Here is a 12693-nt window from a genome sequence, read left to right as displayed (position 1 = left end):
AACCGCGTAGTTTACGCCGAGATTGCAAGGCTGTCGGAAAACCTGCGAAGTGCGGCCGCCGCGCGGGCGTCGCGCACGCGTGAATACAGCACGACCTGCGAATGCGGCAGCGGCGGCAGGCCGAATTTCGTGCCGACGTCGACCAGCGTGCGCGGCGCGACCCGCCGGGCCAGCGGGCAGACCGCGAGCCCGGCCGCGGCGGCGGCCGTGACCGCCGCGACGCCGCCGCCCGTAAAGCGCTCGCGCCACGGCCGCCCCGCATGCTCGAGCGCACGCAGCGCGGCGGCCCGCACGCCGCACGGCCCGGCCAGCACCGCGAGCGGCAGCGGCTCGCCCGCGCGCGGCGCCCAGTCGGGCGCGGCGAGCCATGCGAGCGGTTCGGTGAACAGCAGCGTGCCGTCGTCGCGCGGCGGATCCTCGCCCGGTTCGTGTCGCACGATCGCCGCGTCGAGCCGCCGTTCGTCGTATTGCGCGAGCAGGCTCGCCGACATGCCCAGGTGCATCTCCAGCGACAGCCCGGGATCCTGCCGATGCAGGCTCGTCAGTACGGCCGGCAGGTCGGGCACCGCGACGTGCTCGCTGACACCGAGCGACAGGCGGTGCGTGCCGGCCGAAATCGCGCCGAGCGCCTGGTCGTGCGCGTCGAGCAGCGCGCGGGCGGCCGGCAGGAAGTTCTCGCCGTCCGCCGCCAGCTTGACGACGCGCGGCGTGCGTGCGAGCAGCGGCTTGCCGAGGTGCGCTTCGAGCCGCTTCAGCTTCAGGCTGACGGCCGATTGCGTGGTGCCGAGCGCGTCGGCGGCGCGCGTGAAACTCGCGAGATCGGCGACCAGCACGAATGCGCGCACAGCATCGAGGTCGAGGACTTTCATTGCAAATGTAAATGAATGAAATATCGGATGATGACTGTTCATTATAGCTCCGCGCGCCTAACCTGACCTTGCGTTTCCGATTCTCAACGTCACCGAAAGGAGCAGCACCATGCCATTCACCCGTATCGCCGTGCGCGAAGGCAAACCGGCCGCCTACCGTGCGGCGCTCGTCGACGGCGTGCACCGCGCGCTGATGCATACGTTCAACGTGCCCGAAGACGACATCTTCATGGTCGTGACCGAGCATTCGGCCGAGAACTTCTTCTTCGGCCGCCACTACCTCGACATCGAACGCAGCGACGATCTGGTGATGGTCCAGATCACGGCGAACAACACGCGTACGCTCGAGCAGAAACAGGCGCTGTACCGGACCATCGCCGAGAATCTCGCGCGGCAGCCCGGCGTGCGGCCGCAGGACGTCTTCATCAGTCTCGTCGAAGTGCTGAAGGAGGACTGGTCGTTCGGCAACGGCATCGCGCAATACGTCGTCTGATACGTCGTTTGATGCGTGACAGGGGCGACAGGGCCAGATCGTCGCCAGCGCATGTTGGCCGCGTGTACTATGGAAGCTGCTTCACGGACGACGCCGGCACGGAGGACGTGCCGGCGATTCTTCATGTGCAGGAGCCTCCATGTCGCGTGTGCTGGAAATCGTGTTGTGCCTGTCGCTGGAAGGTTGGCCGGTCAGGGCGGGAAGCCGGGCCCGTGGTGAGCAGCGCGACTTCGGCGCCGAACTCGTCCGTGCGTGGCGGATCTGTCCGCAGGTGCGGATGCGGCGCGGCCAGGAACGCGTGACGATCGAGCCATGCCAGGTCGAGGAAGCCGAGCCGAGCCCCGGCGAGTGCTGGTGGACGTGGATCGAGTCGAACGCGCACGGGCGGCGGGTCGTCGCGTCGCGCACGAAGGCATTCGCGCCCGGCGTCGTGGAGCGCGAACTGTTCGATGCCGAACACGCGGGCATCGCCGTGGCCACGCCCGCATCGGCGCCGATCGCCGATGCGGATGCGGATGCCCCGCAGGCGACCGGCGAGGGCGACCGCGTGACGCCCGACGCCGTTGCCGAAGCGGCGAGCGCCGCATCGTCCGGGCCGGCGCCGTTGCGGCTCGTCAGCGAGCGGCGGCGCGGGCGCTGGGCGGACGACAGCGGCGTGGTGGTCGAGATGACGCTCGACGACATCATTCTGCACCGTGGCACCGAACCACCGTGCCGCCATGTCGAGCTGCGCCTCGCGGCGCCCGACTGGGAAACCGTCGCCGCGCGCACGGCCGCGCTGCGCGCGCTGTTCGCCGCCGCGCGCGAGCTCAGCGGCGCATGGCCCGCGTTCGTGCAGCTCACCAGCGTGATCGATCGCGCGTGCGCGGGCGAGCCCGCCGTCGCCCGGCCGGTCAAGGCGCAACTCGTCGACCTGACCGGCATCCGCACGCAGCGGGCCGCGCTGTTCGCGCTGTCCGGCGACATTGCCACGCAATGGCTCGGCAACGAGGGCGGTGTGCTCGATCGCGACGATCCCGAGTTCGTGCACCAGATGCGCGTCGCGCTGCGCCGGCTGCGCACGCTGATGCGCTTCTTTCCACGCTTCGCGGACGAGCAATGGAAGAACACGTTCGGCGCCGACTTGCGCTGGGTCGCGTCGCTGCTCGGCACGGTGCGCGACTGGGACGTGTTCTCGACCGAAAGCCTGCCCGCGCTGATCGCGGCCGACGGCGGCAGCGCCGACTGGGACGGCACGCTCGACGCCGCGCGCGTCCAGGCGACGGCGGCGCGCGTCGAATTGCGCCAGGCGTTGCATTCGGCGCGCTATGCGCGCCTGACGCTCGGCTGGCTCGAATGGCTGAGCGCGCTCGCGCTGCCGCCGGCCGCCGGCGACGACGACACGCCGTCGCTGCGGCGCCACGCGACCAAGCGCGTGCGGCGGCTGTTCGGTCACCTGTATGCATCGCCGTCGCTCACGTCGCTCGACACGGCCGCGCGGCACCAGGTGCGGATCGACGCGAAGCGGCTGCGCTACGCGCTCGAGTTCTTCGCGTCGCTGGCCTCGCGCCGCACGCGCAACGAAACGGTCAAGACGCTCGCGCGCGTGCAGAGCGTGCTCGGCGAGGCGAACGACACGATCGTCGCGCTGCATCATCTCGAGCAACTGGCGGCGCCCGCGTACCAGCTCGGTTTCGTGCGCGGCTACGGTGCGGCGCTCGAGCAACGCGCCGCGCGCGACGCCGAGGCGCTGCTCGCGAGCCTGCGCCCGCCGAAGCTCGACGGCAAGCCGCGTTGAGCGGCGCGCGCTCACTATAATGGCCACCCGTTTTCTTCCGACAGACCGATGAGCGACGCATCGCCTCCTTCCTCTTCCGCCGGGCCGCTCGAACTGGGCGGCGAACTGTGGCTGCGCGCGGGCGAGCAGACGCTCGGCGGCGCCACCCGCATCGCGCTGCTCGCGGCGATCGGCGACACCGGGTCGATCACGCGCGCGGCAAAGGCCGTCGGGCTCAGCTACAAGGCCGCGTGGGAGGCGATCGATACGATGAACAACCTGGCCGGCGAGCCGCTCGTGACGCGCTCGACGGGCGGCAAGGGCGGCGGCGGCACGACGCTGACGCCGCGCGCGACGTCGCTGATCGCCGCGTTCCGCACGATCGAGCGCGAGCATCGCCGCTTCATCGACGCCGCGAGCGCGGCGGTGTCCGGCTTCGACGTCGACTGGGCGCTGATCGGCCGGATCGGGATGAAGACGAGCGCGCGCAACCAGTGGTTCGGCAAGGTCGAGTCGATCGTGCGCGGCACGGTGAACGACGAGGTGACGCTCGTGCTGCCGGGCGGGCAGGCGATCGTCGCGGTGCTGACGCACGAAAGCGCCGACGCGCTCGGCCTGCAGCCGGGCGCGGATGCGTGCGCGCTCGTGAAGGCGTCGTGGGTCGTGCTGGCGGTCGACGACGACGGCGGAGCCGACGCGACCTTGAAGGTGTCCGCACGCAACCAGTTGCACGGGACGGTCGAAACGGTCACGGCGGGCGCGGTGAACAGCGAGGTGACGCTGGCGCTCGACGGTGGCGGGACGCTCACGGCCGTGGTCACGAACGACAGTGTCGGCGCGTTGCAACTCGACGCCGGCCGGCGGGCGATCGCGCTGTTCAAGGCATCGAGCGTGATTCTCGCGGTGACGGGCTGATCGCACGACGGCGGCGCGCGCCGTCCCTGTCGATGACCGTGGGCGGACGCGGCGAAACCGGCGCCGCCCGACATGCACGAGGCGCCGGCTTCGATCCCGTTTTCAGCTCGTTCCAGCTTCTGCCGCCCGTGCGGCTTCTCTCAGGCTCAAACGTGGCCGCGTGGGCCACCGCCTTCGCGCGATCACGTGACGCGCGTCGGCCACTCGGCGTGCGGCGTTGCGGCCTGCACGCGTCCTTCGCTCAATTGCACGACCTGGTCGCCGAACGCGGCGACGTCGTCGGGATCGTGCGAGATGAGCACCATCGGGATATCGAGCCGCGCCTGCAGTTCGGCGAGCTCGTGGCGCATGCGCTGGCGCAGCGCGCCGTCGAGCGCCGCGAACGGCTCGTCGAGCAGCAGGATGTGCGGCTGCGCGACCAGCGCGCGGGCAAGCGCGACGCGCTGTTTCTGCCCGCCCGACAACTGCGACGGGAATTGCCCGGCGAGCGTGTCGAGCTCGAACGCCTGCAGCCAGTATGCGACTTCGGGCGGCACCGCCTTCGCACGCGGGTTGCGCAGGCCCGGCGTGAGCCCGAACGCGATGTTCTGGCGCACGTTCAGGTGCGGAAACAGCGCATAGTCCTGGAACAGATACGCGACGCGGCGTGCACGGGTCGGCACGTCGATGCCGCGCGCGGAATCGAACAGCGTTTCGCCGTTCAGCGTGATCGTGCCTTCGTCGGGTGACAGCAAGCCGGCGATCGCCTGCAGCGTCATGCTCTTGCCGGCGCCGGACGGCCCGAACAGCACGACGCGCTGCGTGCCGGCCGTAAACGACACATCGAGCGTGAAGCGGCGCTCGGCGTTCGCGTAGGTCTTGCGGATATCGACGGCGACGCTCATGCGGGCCTCCGTCGTGCCGCGCCGTGCGTGCGCGAAACCGCCCGCCCGACGGGACGGCGTGTTGCCGCGACCGGTGCGGCGCAGCGGTGCGGATGCGGCCGGCGCGTCATGTCGGCTGGCTCCGTCCGGCACGCGACGGCACGAGCCAGCCGGTCGCGAGCAGCACGAGCACGCAGGTGATCGACGTCACCAGCACGAGGAAGTTGGCCGTGCTGTCGTCGCCGGCCTGCACCGCCGCATAGATCGCGACCGACAGCGTCTGCGTGCGGCCGGGCAGGTTGCCCGCGATCATCAGCGTCGCGCCGAATTCGCCGAGCGCGCGCGCGAAGGCAAGCAGCGCGCCGGCCAGGATGCCGCGCGTGGCGAGCGGCAGCGTCACGCGGAAGAACACCGCGGCTTCGCCGAGCCCGAGCGTGCGTGCCGCGCGCTCGAGATGCGGATCGACGCTTTCGAACGCGGTGCGCGCCGATTTCAGGATCAGCGGAAACGCGACGACCATCGACGCGATGACCGCGCCCTGCCACGTGAAGACGAGTTCGATGCCGAGCGTGTCGAGCCACGCGCCGAACACGCCGTGCCGGCCGAGCAGCACGAGCAGGTAATAGCCGAGCACCGTCGGCGGCAACACGAGCGGCAGCGTCAGCAGCGAATCGACCACGTCGCGCAGCGGCGAGCGCCAGCGCGCGAGCACGAAGGCGGCGGCGACGCCGAGCACGATGTCGAGCGCGGTCGCCCAGCCGGCGACCTTCAGCGACAACAGCAGTGGTACCCAGGCGTCCTGCATCATGCTGCGCTCACTTGCCCGCGGGCTTGAAACCGAAGGTCGCCAGCACGGCCTGGCCCTGCGGCGACGCGACGAAGTCGATGAACGACTGCGCCTGCGCGGCATGGCGGCTGTCCTTGACCACCGCGATCGGATAGGTGATGGCCGTCTGCGTCGGCACGGTCAGCGCGACCTTCACGCGGCCCGGCATGATCGCCGCGTCGGTGCCGAACACGAAGCCCGCGTCGACTTCGCCGCGCGCGACGTAATCGAGGCTCTGGCGCACGTTGGCGGCCAGTACGCCCTTCGCGCTGACGGCGTCCCACACGCCTGCCGCGCGCAGCGCGCCTTCGGTGTAGCGGCCGACCGGCACCGACGCCGGGTCGCCGTACGCGATGCGCTTCACGCCGGGCGCTGCCAGGTCGTTCAGCGACGTCGGCGCGGCCGCACGGCTGTCCGCCGGCACGATCAGCACGAGCGAGTTCGCCGCGAAATCGCGGCGCGTGCCCGGCACGATGACCTTTTCGCTGACCGCGCGATCCATCGCCTTCTGGTCCGCCGAGGCGAACACGTCGGCCGGTGCACCCTTGGCGATCTGCTGCATCAACACGTCCGACGCGCCGAAGTTGAACAGCACCTTGGTGTCCGGATGTTGCTTCTGGAACGCATCGCCGACGGCCTTGAACGCGTTCGTCAGGCTCGCGGCCGCCGACACGACCAGTTCGTCGGCAGCGCAAGCCGGCGCGCTGAACGCGATGCCCGCGGCAAGCGCGGCGAGCGGCAGCAGGCGGAGCAGGGTGCGGCGAAGCGGGCGAACGGTCGAGCGCATGGTCGGGGCGTTTGAATGGTTGGAAACCGTAATCGTAATATAGGGTGGGTTATAACGCTCGACATACCGTTCATGCGATGGCGCGCATGAGGATCTTCAGACTTGAACGGCGACCGGATGACGTGCGTGCGGCCCGTCACGCGTGCAGCAGCGGCTGCGACGAATCGGTGCGCTGCAGCGACGACGGCTGCGATGCCGGCCGGTAGTTCGGATTCGCTTTCCAGCGGGCGCGGACGAACGGCCGCTCGTGCCCCGACAGCTCCAGCGCGACCTTGGTGACCCAGCGGTGCGACGGCACCGTGATGCCGTGCAGCGCGACGGTGACGAGCGCGAGGCTCGCGACGACCGCCGCCACCGACCAGCGGTGCGGTACCGCGTGCCACGAGCCGGCGATGAACGCCAGCGCGGCGATCGCGCCGACGATGCAGCCGGTGATCGATTCGGACGGCGAATGCGCGTCGAGCGCGACGCGCGACACGCCGACCGCGATGCCGGCCGCGAGCCCGAGCGCGATGCCGGCGATCCGCACCGGCGTGCGCGTGCGGATCAGCGCGAGGAAGATCGCGACGGGATAGACCGACGTCGACAGCATCGCGTGGCCGCTGAATCCCGTGAAATCCCACGCGCGGATGCCGATTCCCCAGCCGAGGAAGGCGATCTTCGTGAGCGCGACGACCCCGATCGCGGCCGCGAGCACGCCGAGCCACGCGGCCGCGCGCTGCCACGAGTAGCCGAGCGCGAGCCATACGGCGATCGTGATCGCGAGCGGCAAGGTCAGGCCGGCGCCACCGAACGCGGTGATCGTGATCCACAGGTGAGAGGGCAGGTCGAACATCGGGAGGGGAACGAGCAGGGGCGGAACGAATGCTTAAATCAACGCGCGAGCCGGGAAGAACGACTACAACGGATACAAGCGGCCAAACCCCAGTATAGCGCCGCGTGTGTTCGAGGCCCGTTTTTTGCGCCGAGGGGAACTCTCCGCGCGCAGGAAAAATCCCAGAAACAATGTTATGGTGCATTGCACAAAGTCGAATGATGCACCCCGTGTCGTATCCCTATTTTTCCTGACTGCGAGCCCGATTGATGACCAAAAGTCTGACGAAGGTATGGCTAGGCGGCATGAAACGAATGCTGTCTCCGGCCGCCAAACGCGCGGCGCGCGAGGCCCAGCGGATCGCGCGCGATACGCTCGAGGCCGCCGCATCGCCCGTCGCAACCGATCTGTCCCCGCCACGTGAGTCGCGCGTGCGGCCGCGCGCGGCCGCCTGGGCGGCCGGCGAGTGGACGCGCGGCGAGCATCCGATGGCGCCCGCGCTCGGCCGCCTGGTCCAGCAGCTCGCCTATGGCCTGTACGTCCCGCCCGGCCGCCGGCGCGGCGCGATACCGCTGGTCGTGATGCTGCACGGCTGCCAGCAATCGGTCGACGAGTTCGCGCAGGGCACCCGGATGAACCTGCTGGCCGACAAGTACGGTTTCGCGGTGCTGTATCCGGAGCAGTCGCTGCGTGCGCATGCGCACGGCTGCTGGCACTGGTATGAAGACACCGACCGCGCGGGCCGCGGCGAGGCGGATGCGGTCGCGTCGCTCGTCGATGCGCTCGTCGACGAGCACGGCTTCGACGCATCGCGCGTCTACGTCGCCGGGCTGTCTGCCGGCGCGGGGCTGGCGGCGCTGCTCGCGCTGCATCACCCGGACCGCTTCGCGGCGGTCGCGCTGCATTCGGGCCCCGCGCTCGGCGAGGCGAATTCCGGGATCAGCGCGATGGACGTGATGCGGCGCGGCCTGCGGCAGAACCCGGCTGCGGTGGTCGACACGCTGGTCGACACCGGGGCCTATCCGGGCATGCCGGTGCTGATCGTGCAGGGCGACGGCGACCATGTCGTCGCACCGAAGAATGCGGACCAGCTGACGGTGCAGTTCATGCGCCTGAACGGGCTCGCGGACAGCCGCGGCGCGCTGCGCGGCGGCGAGCGGGTGGAGACGCGCGAGGCCGGCGCGCAGATCACCGACGTACGTCGCGACGGCGAGTCGATCGTGCGGCTCTGTCACGTGAAAGGGCTCGATCATGCATGGTCGGGCGGCGACGAGGCGGTGCCGTTCCACGCGGCGGTAGGCCCCGATGCGAGCGCAATGATCTGGGCCTTTTTCGAAGAGAATCGCCGCACTGTGGCGACCTGACGACGCACCTTCCGATCGACGCTGGCCAAAGCCTAGGGTTTTCCCTATAATTCGGGAAAACCCTAGTCAAAGAACCTTTTGGATTGCGAGATCGACCATGTACCTGCTGAGCCACCTCTTCCTGATGCTGACCAAGAACGCTGAAAAGGCCGCGAAAGAGCGCGCCGACGCGTACCTTTCCGAAGCAACCGACATCTACGATCTCGAATTCCGCATGCGCAAGATCGATCGCGAAGCGGCGATGAACCGTCCGTTCTCGTTCGGCTCGCGTTAAGCAGCGCAGCGCGGGCCGGCATGTCAGCCGGTCCGGCGAATCACGCAAAAGGGCGTGTGCGGCAAGCAGCCGCACACGCCCTTTTTGCATTCGACGTCGTGCGTCGCGTCAGACGACCGTCAGGCGCACCGGCACGTTGTTGCGGGTCGCGTTCGAGTACGGGCACACGTGGTGCGCCTTGTCGACCAGCGCCTGCGCATCGGCCTTGTCGAGCCCCGGCAGCGACACGCGCAGTTCGATGTCGAGCCCGAAGCCGCCTGCGTCGTTCGGGCCGATGCCCACTTCCGCGGTCACTTGCGTGTCGGCCGGCAGCGTCTGCTTGTTCTGGCCCGCGACGAATTTCATCGCGCTGAGGAAACAGGCCGAGTAACCTGCGGCAAACAGCTGTTCCGGGTTCGTGCCCTCCGCGCCCGTGCCGCCGAGTTCGCGCGGCGCGGCCAGCTTCACTTCCAGCCTGTTGTCGGCGGATACCGCGCGGCCGTCGCGGCCGCCCGTGCTCGTGGCGCTGGTCTTGTACAGAATGTTCATGGTGCAGCTCCTGTCGGAAGAATGGGAGGAAGCGGTCCGGTCGGACGGGTGTCGCCGGCCACGAGGAAAATATAGAACACAAATGATTTGTGTGCAAATGAAATTTTGAAGAAAAGGCCCGGCAGTGCCGAGCCGTTTGCGACCGCGGGTTCGTCAGCCTTCGTTGGCGGCCGACAGCGCGTGGCGCAACTGCTGGAGATCCGCGCGCAGCCTGACCAGGAACTCGGGCGTTTGCTGCATCGCGCAAAAGAGATCGGCGGGCACCGAGCGCGCCTTGTCCTTCAGCGCGCGGCCTTCCGTCGTCAAGCGCACGTTGACGATGCGCTCGTCGGTGACGCTGCGCACGCGTTCGACGTAGCCGAGTGCCTCGAGCCGCTTCAGCAGCGGCGTGACGGTGGCCGGATCGAGGTCGAGCCGGGCGGCGATGTCCTTTACGGCGATGTCGTCGCGCTCCCACAGCACGAGCATCGCCAGATATTGGGGATAGGTCAGCGACAGCTTGTCGAGCAGCGGCTTGTACGCCTTCGTCATCGCATGCGATGTCGAGTAGAGCGCGAAGCACAGTTGCTCGTCGAGCGTCTGGGGCAGCGGGGGCGGGCGGTCCATGATTCGGGCGGCGCGGCGGACGCGCTAACGATTTGTACGCAAATTATTTTGCGCGCAAAAGATTCGGTTGAACAGGGGTGGGGCGTGGCGCCGGGGATCCGCGCCGGGCCGGCCGGGAGGAGGGATGGACGGCCGGCGGCGGGCGCCGGCCGAACGGCGTCAGCGGCCGGTGGTGGGCGTCGCGGCGCCCGGTTCCTGCACGCCGAAGCAGCCGCGATAGGTCGCGTAGAATGAGCAGTACATCATCGTGACGATGAGGATCGTCACCGGCATCATGATCGTCAGCACATAGGCGCCGGCGCCGAGCGCCTGCAGCAGCAGCGACAGGCCGAACGACGTGCCGAGCGCGACGCCGAACCACAGCAGCCCGTACACGACGAATGCGCCGCGATTGCGCCAGCAGCTGACGATGCTGAAGAACAGCGCCTTGGCGGGCGGAATGTCGTGCCACGCGGTGAGCACCGGCGCGAACCAGAACAGCATCGCGACCGGCGCGTAGAGCAGCGTCGCCAGCAGCAGCGCGCCGAGCGTGCCTTGCGCGGCGAGCGTTTCCGGCGTCGGGCTCGCTTCGTTCGTGGCGCCGAGCATCATCTGGAGCAGCCCGCCGCCGTCCACGAGGGACGACGCGGCGAACACCAGCACCATCAGCGCGACATAGACCACGCCGAGCACGAGCAGCCGCTGCGTCGTCGCGGTGCCGTACGAGCGGAAGCCGTCGATGAGGATCGTCGGCATCACCGGCTTGCCGGCCACCGTGTCGCGGCATGCCGCCATGAAGCCGACCGCGATGCCGGGGATGAACAGCAGCGGCAGCGCCGCGCCGATCACCGGCACCATCGACACCAGCGTGATCGCCAGCAGGTACGTGAAAAACAGCGTGATGAACGCGAGCGGGTTCCGGCGGAACAGCCAGATGCCTTGTCGGAACCAGACATAGCCCGCTTTCGCGGGCACTTCGATCAGTTGCATGCGGTATGGGTCTCGGGAAGCGCGGGCGTGTGGACGATACGCTCACGCAGGATGCGTTCGAAATGACCGGGGTCGTGCGGTTTGAGCATTTCGGCCGCGCGCGGCAGGTAGAAGTCGTACAGGCGCGACACCCAGAAGCGGTACGCGCCCGCGCGCAGCATGTCGCTCCAGTGGCGGCGCTCCTCGGCCGTGAACGGCCGGACCGTCTGGTAGGCGCGCACCAGCGCATCGGCGCGCGCGACGTCGAGCACGCCCGTCGCGAGGTCGACGCACCAGTCGTTGACGGTGACCGCGACGTCGAACAGCCATTTGTCGCAGCCCGCGAAATAGAAATCGAAGAAGCCGCCGAGCCGTACGTCATGACCGGTGCCGGGAGCCGCGTGCGCGAACAGCACGTTGTCGCGGAACAGGTCGCAGTGGCACGGGCCGCCCGGCAGCGCCGCGTAGTCATCCGACACGAAGAACGCGGCCTGGTGCGCGAGTTCGTCCTCGAGCAGCGTGCGCTGCGCGTCGGAAACGAACGGGACGATCGCCGGCACGTTCTCCTGCCACCACGGCAGGCTGCGCAGGTTCGGCTGGTGACGCGTATAGTCGCGCCCCGCGAGGTGCAGGCGCGCGAGCATCTGCCCGACCTCTATGCAGTGTTCGACCCCCGGCGCGAGTTCGGCGGCGCCGTCGAGCTTCGTGACGATCGCCGCCGGCTTGCCGTGCAGCTCGCCGAAGAGTGCGCCGTCGTCGCGCGGGACCGGATCCGGCACCGGCACGCCGTGGCTCGCCAGATGGCGCATCAGGTCGAGGTAGAACGGCAGCTGTTCCGCCGTCAGCTTTTCGAAGATCGTCAGGACGTACTCGCCGCGCGTCGTCGTCAGGAAGAAGTTGCTGTTTTCGATGCCGGACGGAATGCCGCGGAACGCCAGCACGTCGCCCAGTTCGTAGTGGCGCATCCATTGCGCGAGATCGGAGTCGGAAACAGCGGTGAAAACGGCCATGCGAGATGCGTCTGGTCAGTTGTCGGCACGCGCGCGGCGTGCGGCGCGACAGGAGGTGAAGGGAATGCCGGCGCGCCGCGTCGGGACCGACGCGGCGCGGCAGGAAATCAGTAGCGCAGGTTGACCGACGGCAGGCGCGTGATCGGGACGCCCGCGTCGTGCGGCTTCGGCGACGTGTCGAGCGTCGAGCTCATCTGGTAGCGCGTGCCGAAGTTCGACTTCACGTCGATTTCGACCGGCTTGCCGCGATCGCGATACTCGGTGACCTCGGTGCCGCTCTTGCTCTTTGCGTGGAAGCTCGGCGTGCGGCGGATGTCGGCGAAGTCGACCTTCGACGTGACTTCGGCGCCCGGCCGGTTGATCTTGCGGAGATCGGGCAGGCCGGCGGCCTCGTTGGCCTCGGCCCGGGCCTGCGCGTCGGCGTCGGGCGTGCCGCCGGCGGCGTAAGCGGCGCCGGCAGCGGCAAACGTGCCCGCGAACACGGCGGCAGCGGCGACGAGAATGAGCGGCTTCATGATGAGTCTCCAGTGAACCTTCCGATTTTAGCAAATACTGCGCGCGGCCCGGCCCTCGCGTGCAAGCGGCGTGCAAGCGAGTGGCCATGAGCATGACCGGGTTCCGTGGTAATGTCGTTCGATCA

The 12693-nt window shown here is 69.0% G+C and carries 15 protein-coding genes; 5 read left to right on the top strand and 10 right to left on the bottom strand.

Annotated elements, in window-relative coordinates; genetic code table 11:
• Positions 1-11 precede the first annotated feature (11 nt).
• Positions 12-869: a LysR family transcriptional regulator gene (locus tag DIE16_RS06145; protein ID WP_124486442.1), complete on the bottom strand. Its 858-nt coding sequence runs from the start codon at positions 867-869 to the stop codon at positions 12-14.
• Between the two features lie 109 nt (positions 870-978).
• On the opposite strand from DIE16_RS06145, the gene DIE16_RS06140 reads away from it, so the two are divergent.
• The 3 genes from DIE16_RS06140 (at position 979) to DIE16_RS06130 (ending at position 4033) form a co-directional block, all read left to right on the top strand.
• Positions 979-1362, top strand: coding sequence for a tautomerase family protein (locus DIE16_RS06140; protein ID WP_124571627.1), 384 nt, complete (start codon positions 979-981; stop codon positions 1360-1362).
• Positions 1363-1501: 139 nt separating this feature from the next.
• Complete coding sequence (locus tag DIE16_RS06135) at positions 1502-3139, top strand: CHAD domain-containing protein (protein ID WP_124892033.1); 1638 nt, start codon at positions 1502-1504, stop codon at positions 3137-3139.
• A 48-nt stretch (positions 3140-3187) separates the two neighbouring features.
• Positions 3188-4033, top strand: coding sequence for a TOBE domain-containing protein (locus DIE16_RS06130; RefSeq protein WP_124486439.1), 846 nt, complete (start codon positions 3188-3190; stop codon positions 4031-4033).
• Positions 4034-4215: 182 nt separating this feature from the next.
• On the opposite strand, the gene DIE16_RS06125 is transcribed toward DIE16_RS06130, so the two are convergent.
• The 4 genes from DIE16_RS06125 to DIE16_RS06110 form a co-directional block, all read right to left on the bottom strand.
• Positions 4216-4917: a sulfate/molybdate ABC transporter ATP-binding protein gene (locus DIE16_RS06125; protein WP_124486438.1), complete on the bottom strand. Its 702-nt coding sequence runs from the start codon at positions 4915-4917 to the stop codon at positions 4216-4218.
• Between the two features lie 106 nt (positions 4918-5023).
• Entirely contained in the window at positions 5024-5701 is a 678-nt protein-coding gene (gene modB / locus DIE16_RS06120) for a molybdate ABC transporter permease subunit (protein WP_124486496.1), read from the bottom strand.
• 10 nt (positions 5702-5711) lie between these two features.
• On the bottom strand, positions 5712-6509 hold the full coding sequence (gene modA / locus DIE16_RS06115; protein ID WP_124486437.1) for a molybdate ABC transporter substrate-binding protein: 798 nt from the start codon (positions 6507-6509) through the stop codon (positions 5712-5714).
• Between the two features lie 136 nt (positions 6510-6645).
• Positions 6646-7344 (bottom strand): phosphatase PAP2 family protein, encoded by a 699-nt coding sequence (locus DIE16_RS06110; protein ID WP_124486436.1) that lies wholly within the window; start codon positions 7342-7344, stop codon positions 6646-6648.
• A 248-nt stretch (positions 7345-7592) separates the two neighbouring features.
• On the opposite strand from DIE16_RS06110, the gene DIE16_RS06105 reads away from it, so the two are divergent.
• Complete coding sequence (locus DIE16_RS06105; protein WP_124892032.1) at positions 7593-8687, top strand: PHB depolymerase family esterase; 1095 nt, start codon at positions 7593-7595, stop codon at positions 8685-8687.
• Positions 8688-8784: 97 nt separating this feature from the next.
• Positions 8785-8961 carry a DUF3563 family protein gene (locus DIE16_RS06100; protein WP_006753395.1) on the top strand — a complete coding sequence of 59 codons (177 nt, stop codon included), beginning with the start codon at positions 8785-8787 and terminating at the stop codon, positions 8959-8961.
• Between the two features lie 108 nt (positions 8962-9069).
• On the opposite strand, the gene DIE16_RS06095 is transcribed toward DIE16_RS06100, so the two are convergent.
• The 5 genes from DIE16_RS06095 to DIE16_RS06075 all read right to left on the bottom strand — a co-directional run bounded on the left by DIE16_RS06095 (position 9070) and on the right by DIE16_RS06075 (position 12568).
• Complete coding sequence (locus DIE16_RS06095) at positions 9070-9489, bottom strand: organic hydroperoxide resistance protein (RefSeq protein ID WP_040139352.1); 420 nt, start codon at positions 9487-9489, stop codon at positions 9070-9072.
• A gap of 153 nt (positions 9490-9642) precedes the next feature.
• A complete protein-coding gene (locus DIE16_RS06090; protein WP_124892031.1) occupies positions 9643-10095 on the bottom strand; it encodes a MarR family winged helix-turn-helix transcriptional regulator in 453 nt (150 codons plus the stop codon).
• A gap of 159 nt (positions 10096-10254) precedes the next feature.
• Positions 10255-11064, bottom strand: coding sequence for a BPSS1780 family membrane protein (locus tag DIE16_RS06085; RefSeq protein WP_124486434.1), 810 nt, complete (start codon positions 11062-11064; stop codon positions 10255-10257).
• Positions 11055-12053 (bottom strand): homoserine kinase, encoded by a 999-nt coding sequence (locus DIE16_RS06080; RefSeq protein WP_124892030.1) that lies wholly within the window; start codon positions 12051-12053, stop codon positions 11055-11057. Before DIE16_RS06080 ends, DIE16_RS06085 begins: the two co-directional genes overlap by 10 nt.
• A 107-nt stretch (positions 12054-12160) precedes the next feature.
• Complete coding sequence (locus DIE16_RS06075) at positions 12161-12568, bottom strand: hypothetical protein (protein WP_044845262.1); 408 nt, start codon at positions 12566-12568, stop codon at positions 12161-12163.
• Between the last annotated feature and the right edge of the window lie 125 nt (positions 12569-12693).

It is taken from the genome of Burkholderia sp. Bp9090 (assembly GCF_003857985.1).
Lineage (GTDB): Bacteria > Pseudomonadota > Gammaproteobacteria > Burkholderiales > Burkholderiaceae > Burkholderia.
This window is presented reverse-complemented; position numbering and strand designations above follow the sequence as displayed.

Coding starts and splice junctions, on each gene's coding strand:
- DIE16_RS06145 (WP_124486442.1), bottom strand. CDS start 869: ATGAAAGTCCTCGACCTCGATGCTGTGCGCGCATTCGTGCTGGTCGCC.
- DIE16_RS06140 (WP_124571627.1), top strand. CDS start 979: ATGCCATTCACCCGTATCGCCGTGCGCGAAGGCAAACCGGCCGCCTAC.
- DIE16_RS06135 (WP_124892033.1), top strand. CDS start 1,502: ATGTCGCGTGTGCTGGAAATCGTGTTGTGCCTGTCGCTGGAAGGTTGG.
- DIE16_RS06130 (WP_124486439.1), top strand. CDS start 3,188: ATGAGCGACGCATCGCCTCCTTCCTCTTCCGCCGGGCCGCTCGAACTG.
- DIE16_RS06125 (WP_124486438.1), bottom strand. CDS start 4,917: ATGAGCGTCGCCGTCGATATCCGCAAGACCTACGCGAACGCCGAGCGC.
- modB (WP_124486496.1), bottom strand. CDS start 5,701: ATGCAGGACGCCTGGGTACCACTGCTGTTGTCGCTGAAGGTCGCCGGC.
- modA (WP_124486437.1), bottom strand. CDS start 6,509: ATGCGCTCGACCGTTCGCCCGCTTCGCCGCACCCTGCTCCGCCTGCTG.
- DIE16_RS06110 (WP_124486436.1), bottom strand. CDS start 7,344: ATGTTCGACCTGCCCTCTCACCTGTGGATCACGATCACCGCGTTCGGT.
- DIE16_RS06105 (WP_124892032.1), top strand. CDS start 7,593: ATGACCAAAAGTCTGACGAAGGTATGGCTAGGCGGCATGAAACGAATG.
- DIE16_RS06100 (WP_006753395.1), top strand. CDS start 8,785: ATGTACCTGCTGAGCCACCTCTTCCTGATGCTGACCAAGAACGCTGAA.
- DIE16_RS06095 (WP_040139352.1), bottom strand. CDS start 9,489: ATGAACATTCTGTACAAGACCAGCGCCACGAGCACGGGCGGCCGCGAC.
- DIE16_RS06090 (WP_124892031.1), bottom strand. CDS start 10,095: ATGGACCGCCCGCCCCCGCTGCCCCAGACGCTCGACGAGCAACTGTGC.
- DIE16_RS06085 (WP_124486434.1), bottom strand. CDS start 11,064: ATGCAACTGATCGAAGTGCCCGCGAAAGCGGGCTATGTCTGGTTCCGA.
- DIE16_RS06080 (WP_124892030.1), bottom strand. CDS start 12,053: ATGGCCGTTTTCACCGCTGTTTCCGACTCCGATCTCGCGCAATGGATG.
- DIE16_RS06075 (WP_044845262.1), bottom strand. CDS start 12,568: ATGAAGCCGCTCATTCTCGTCGCCGCTGCCGCCGTGTTCGCGGGCACG.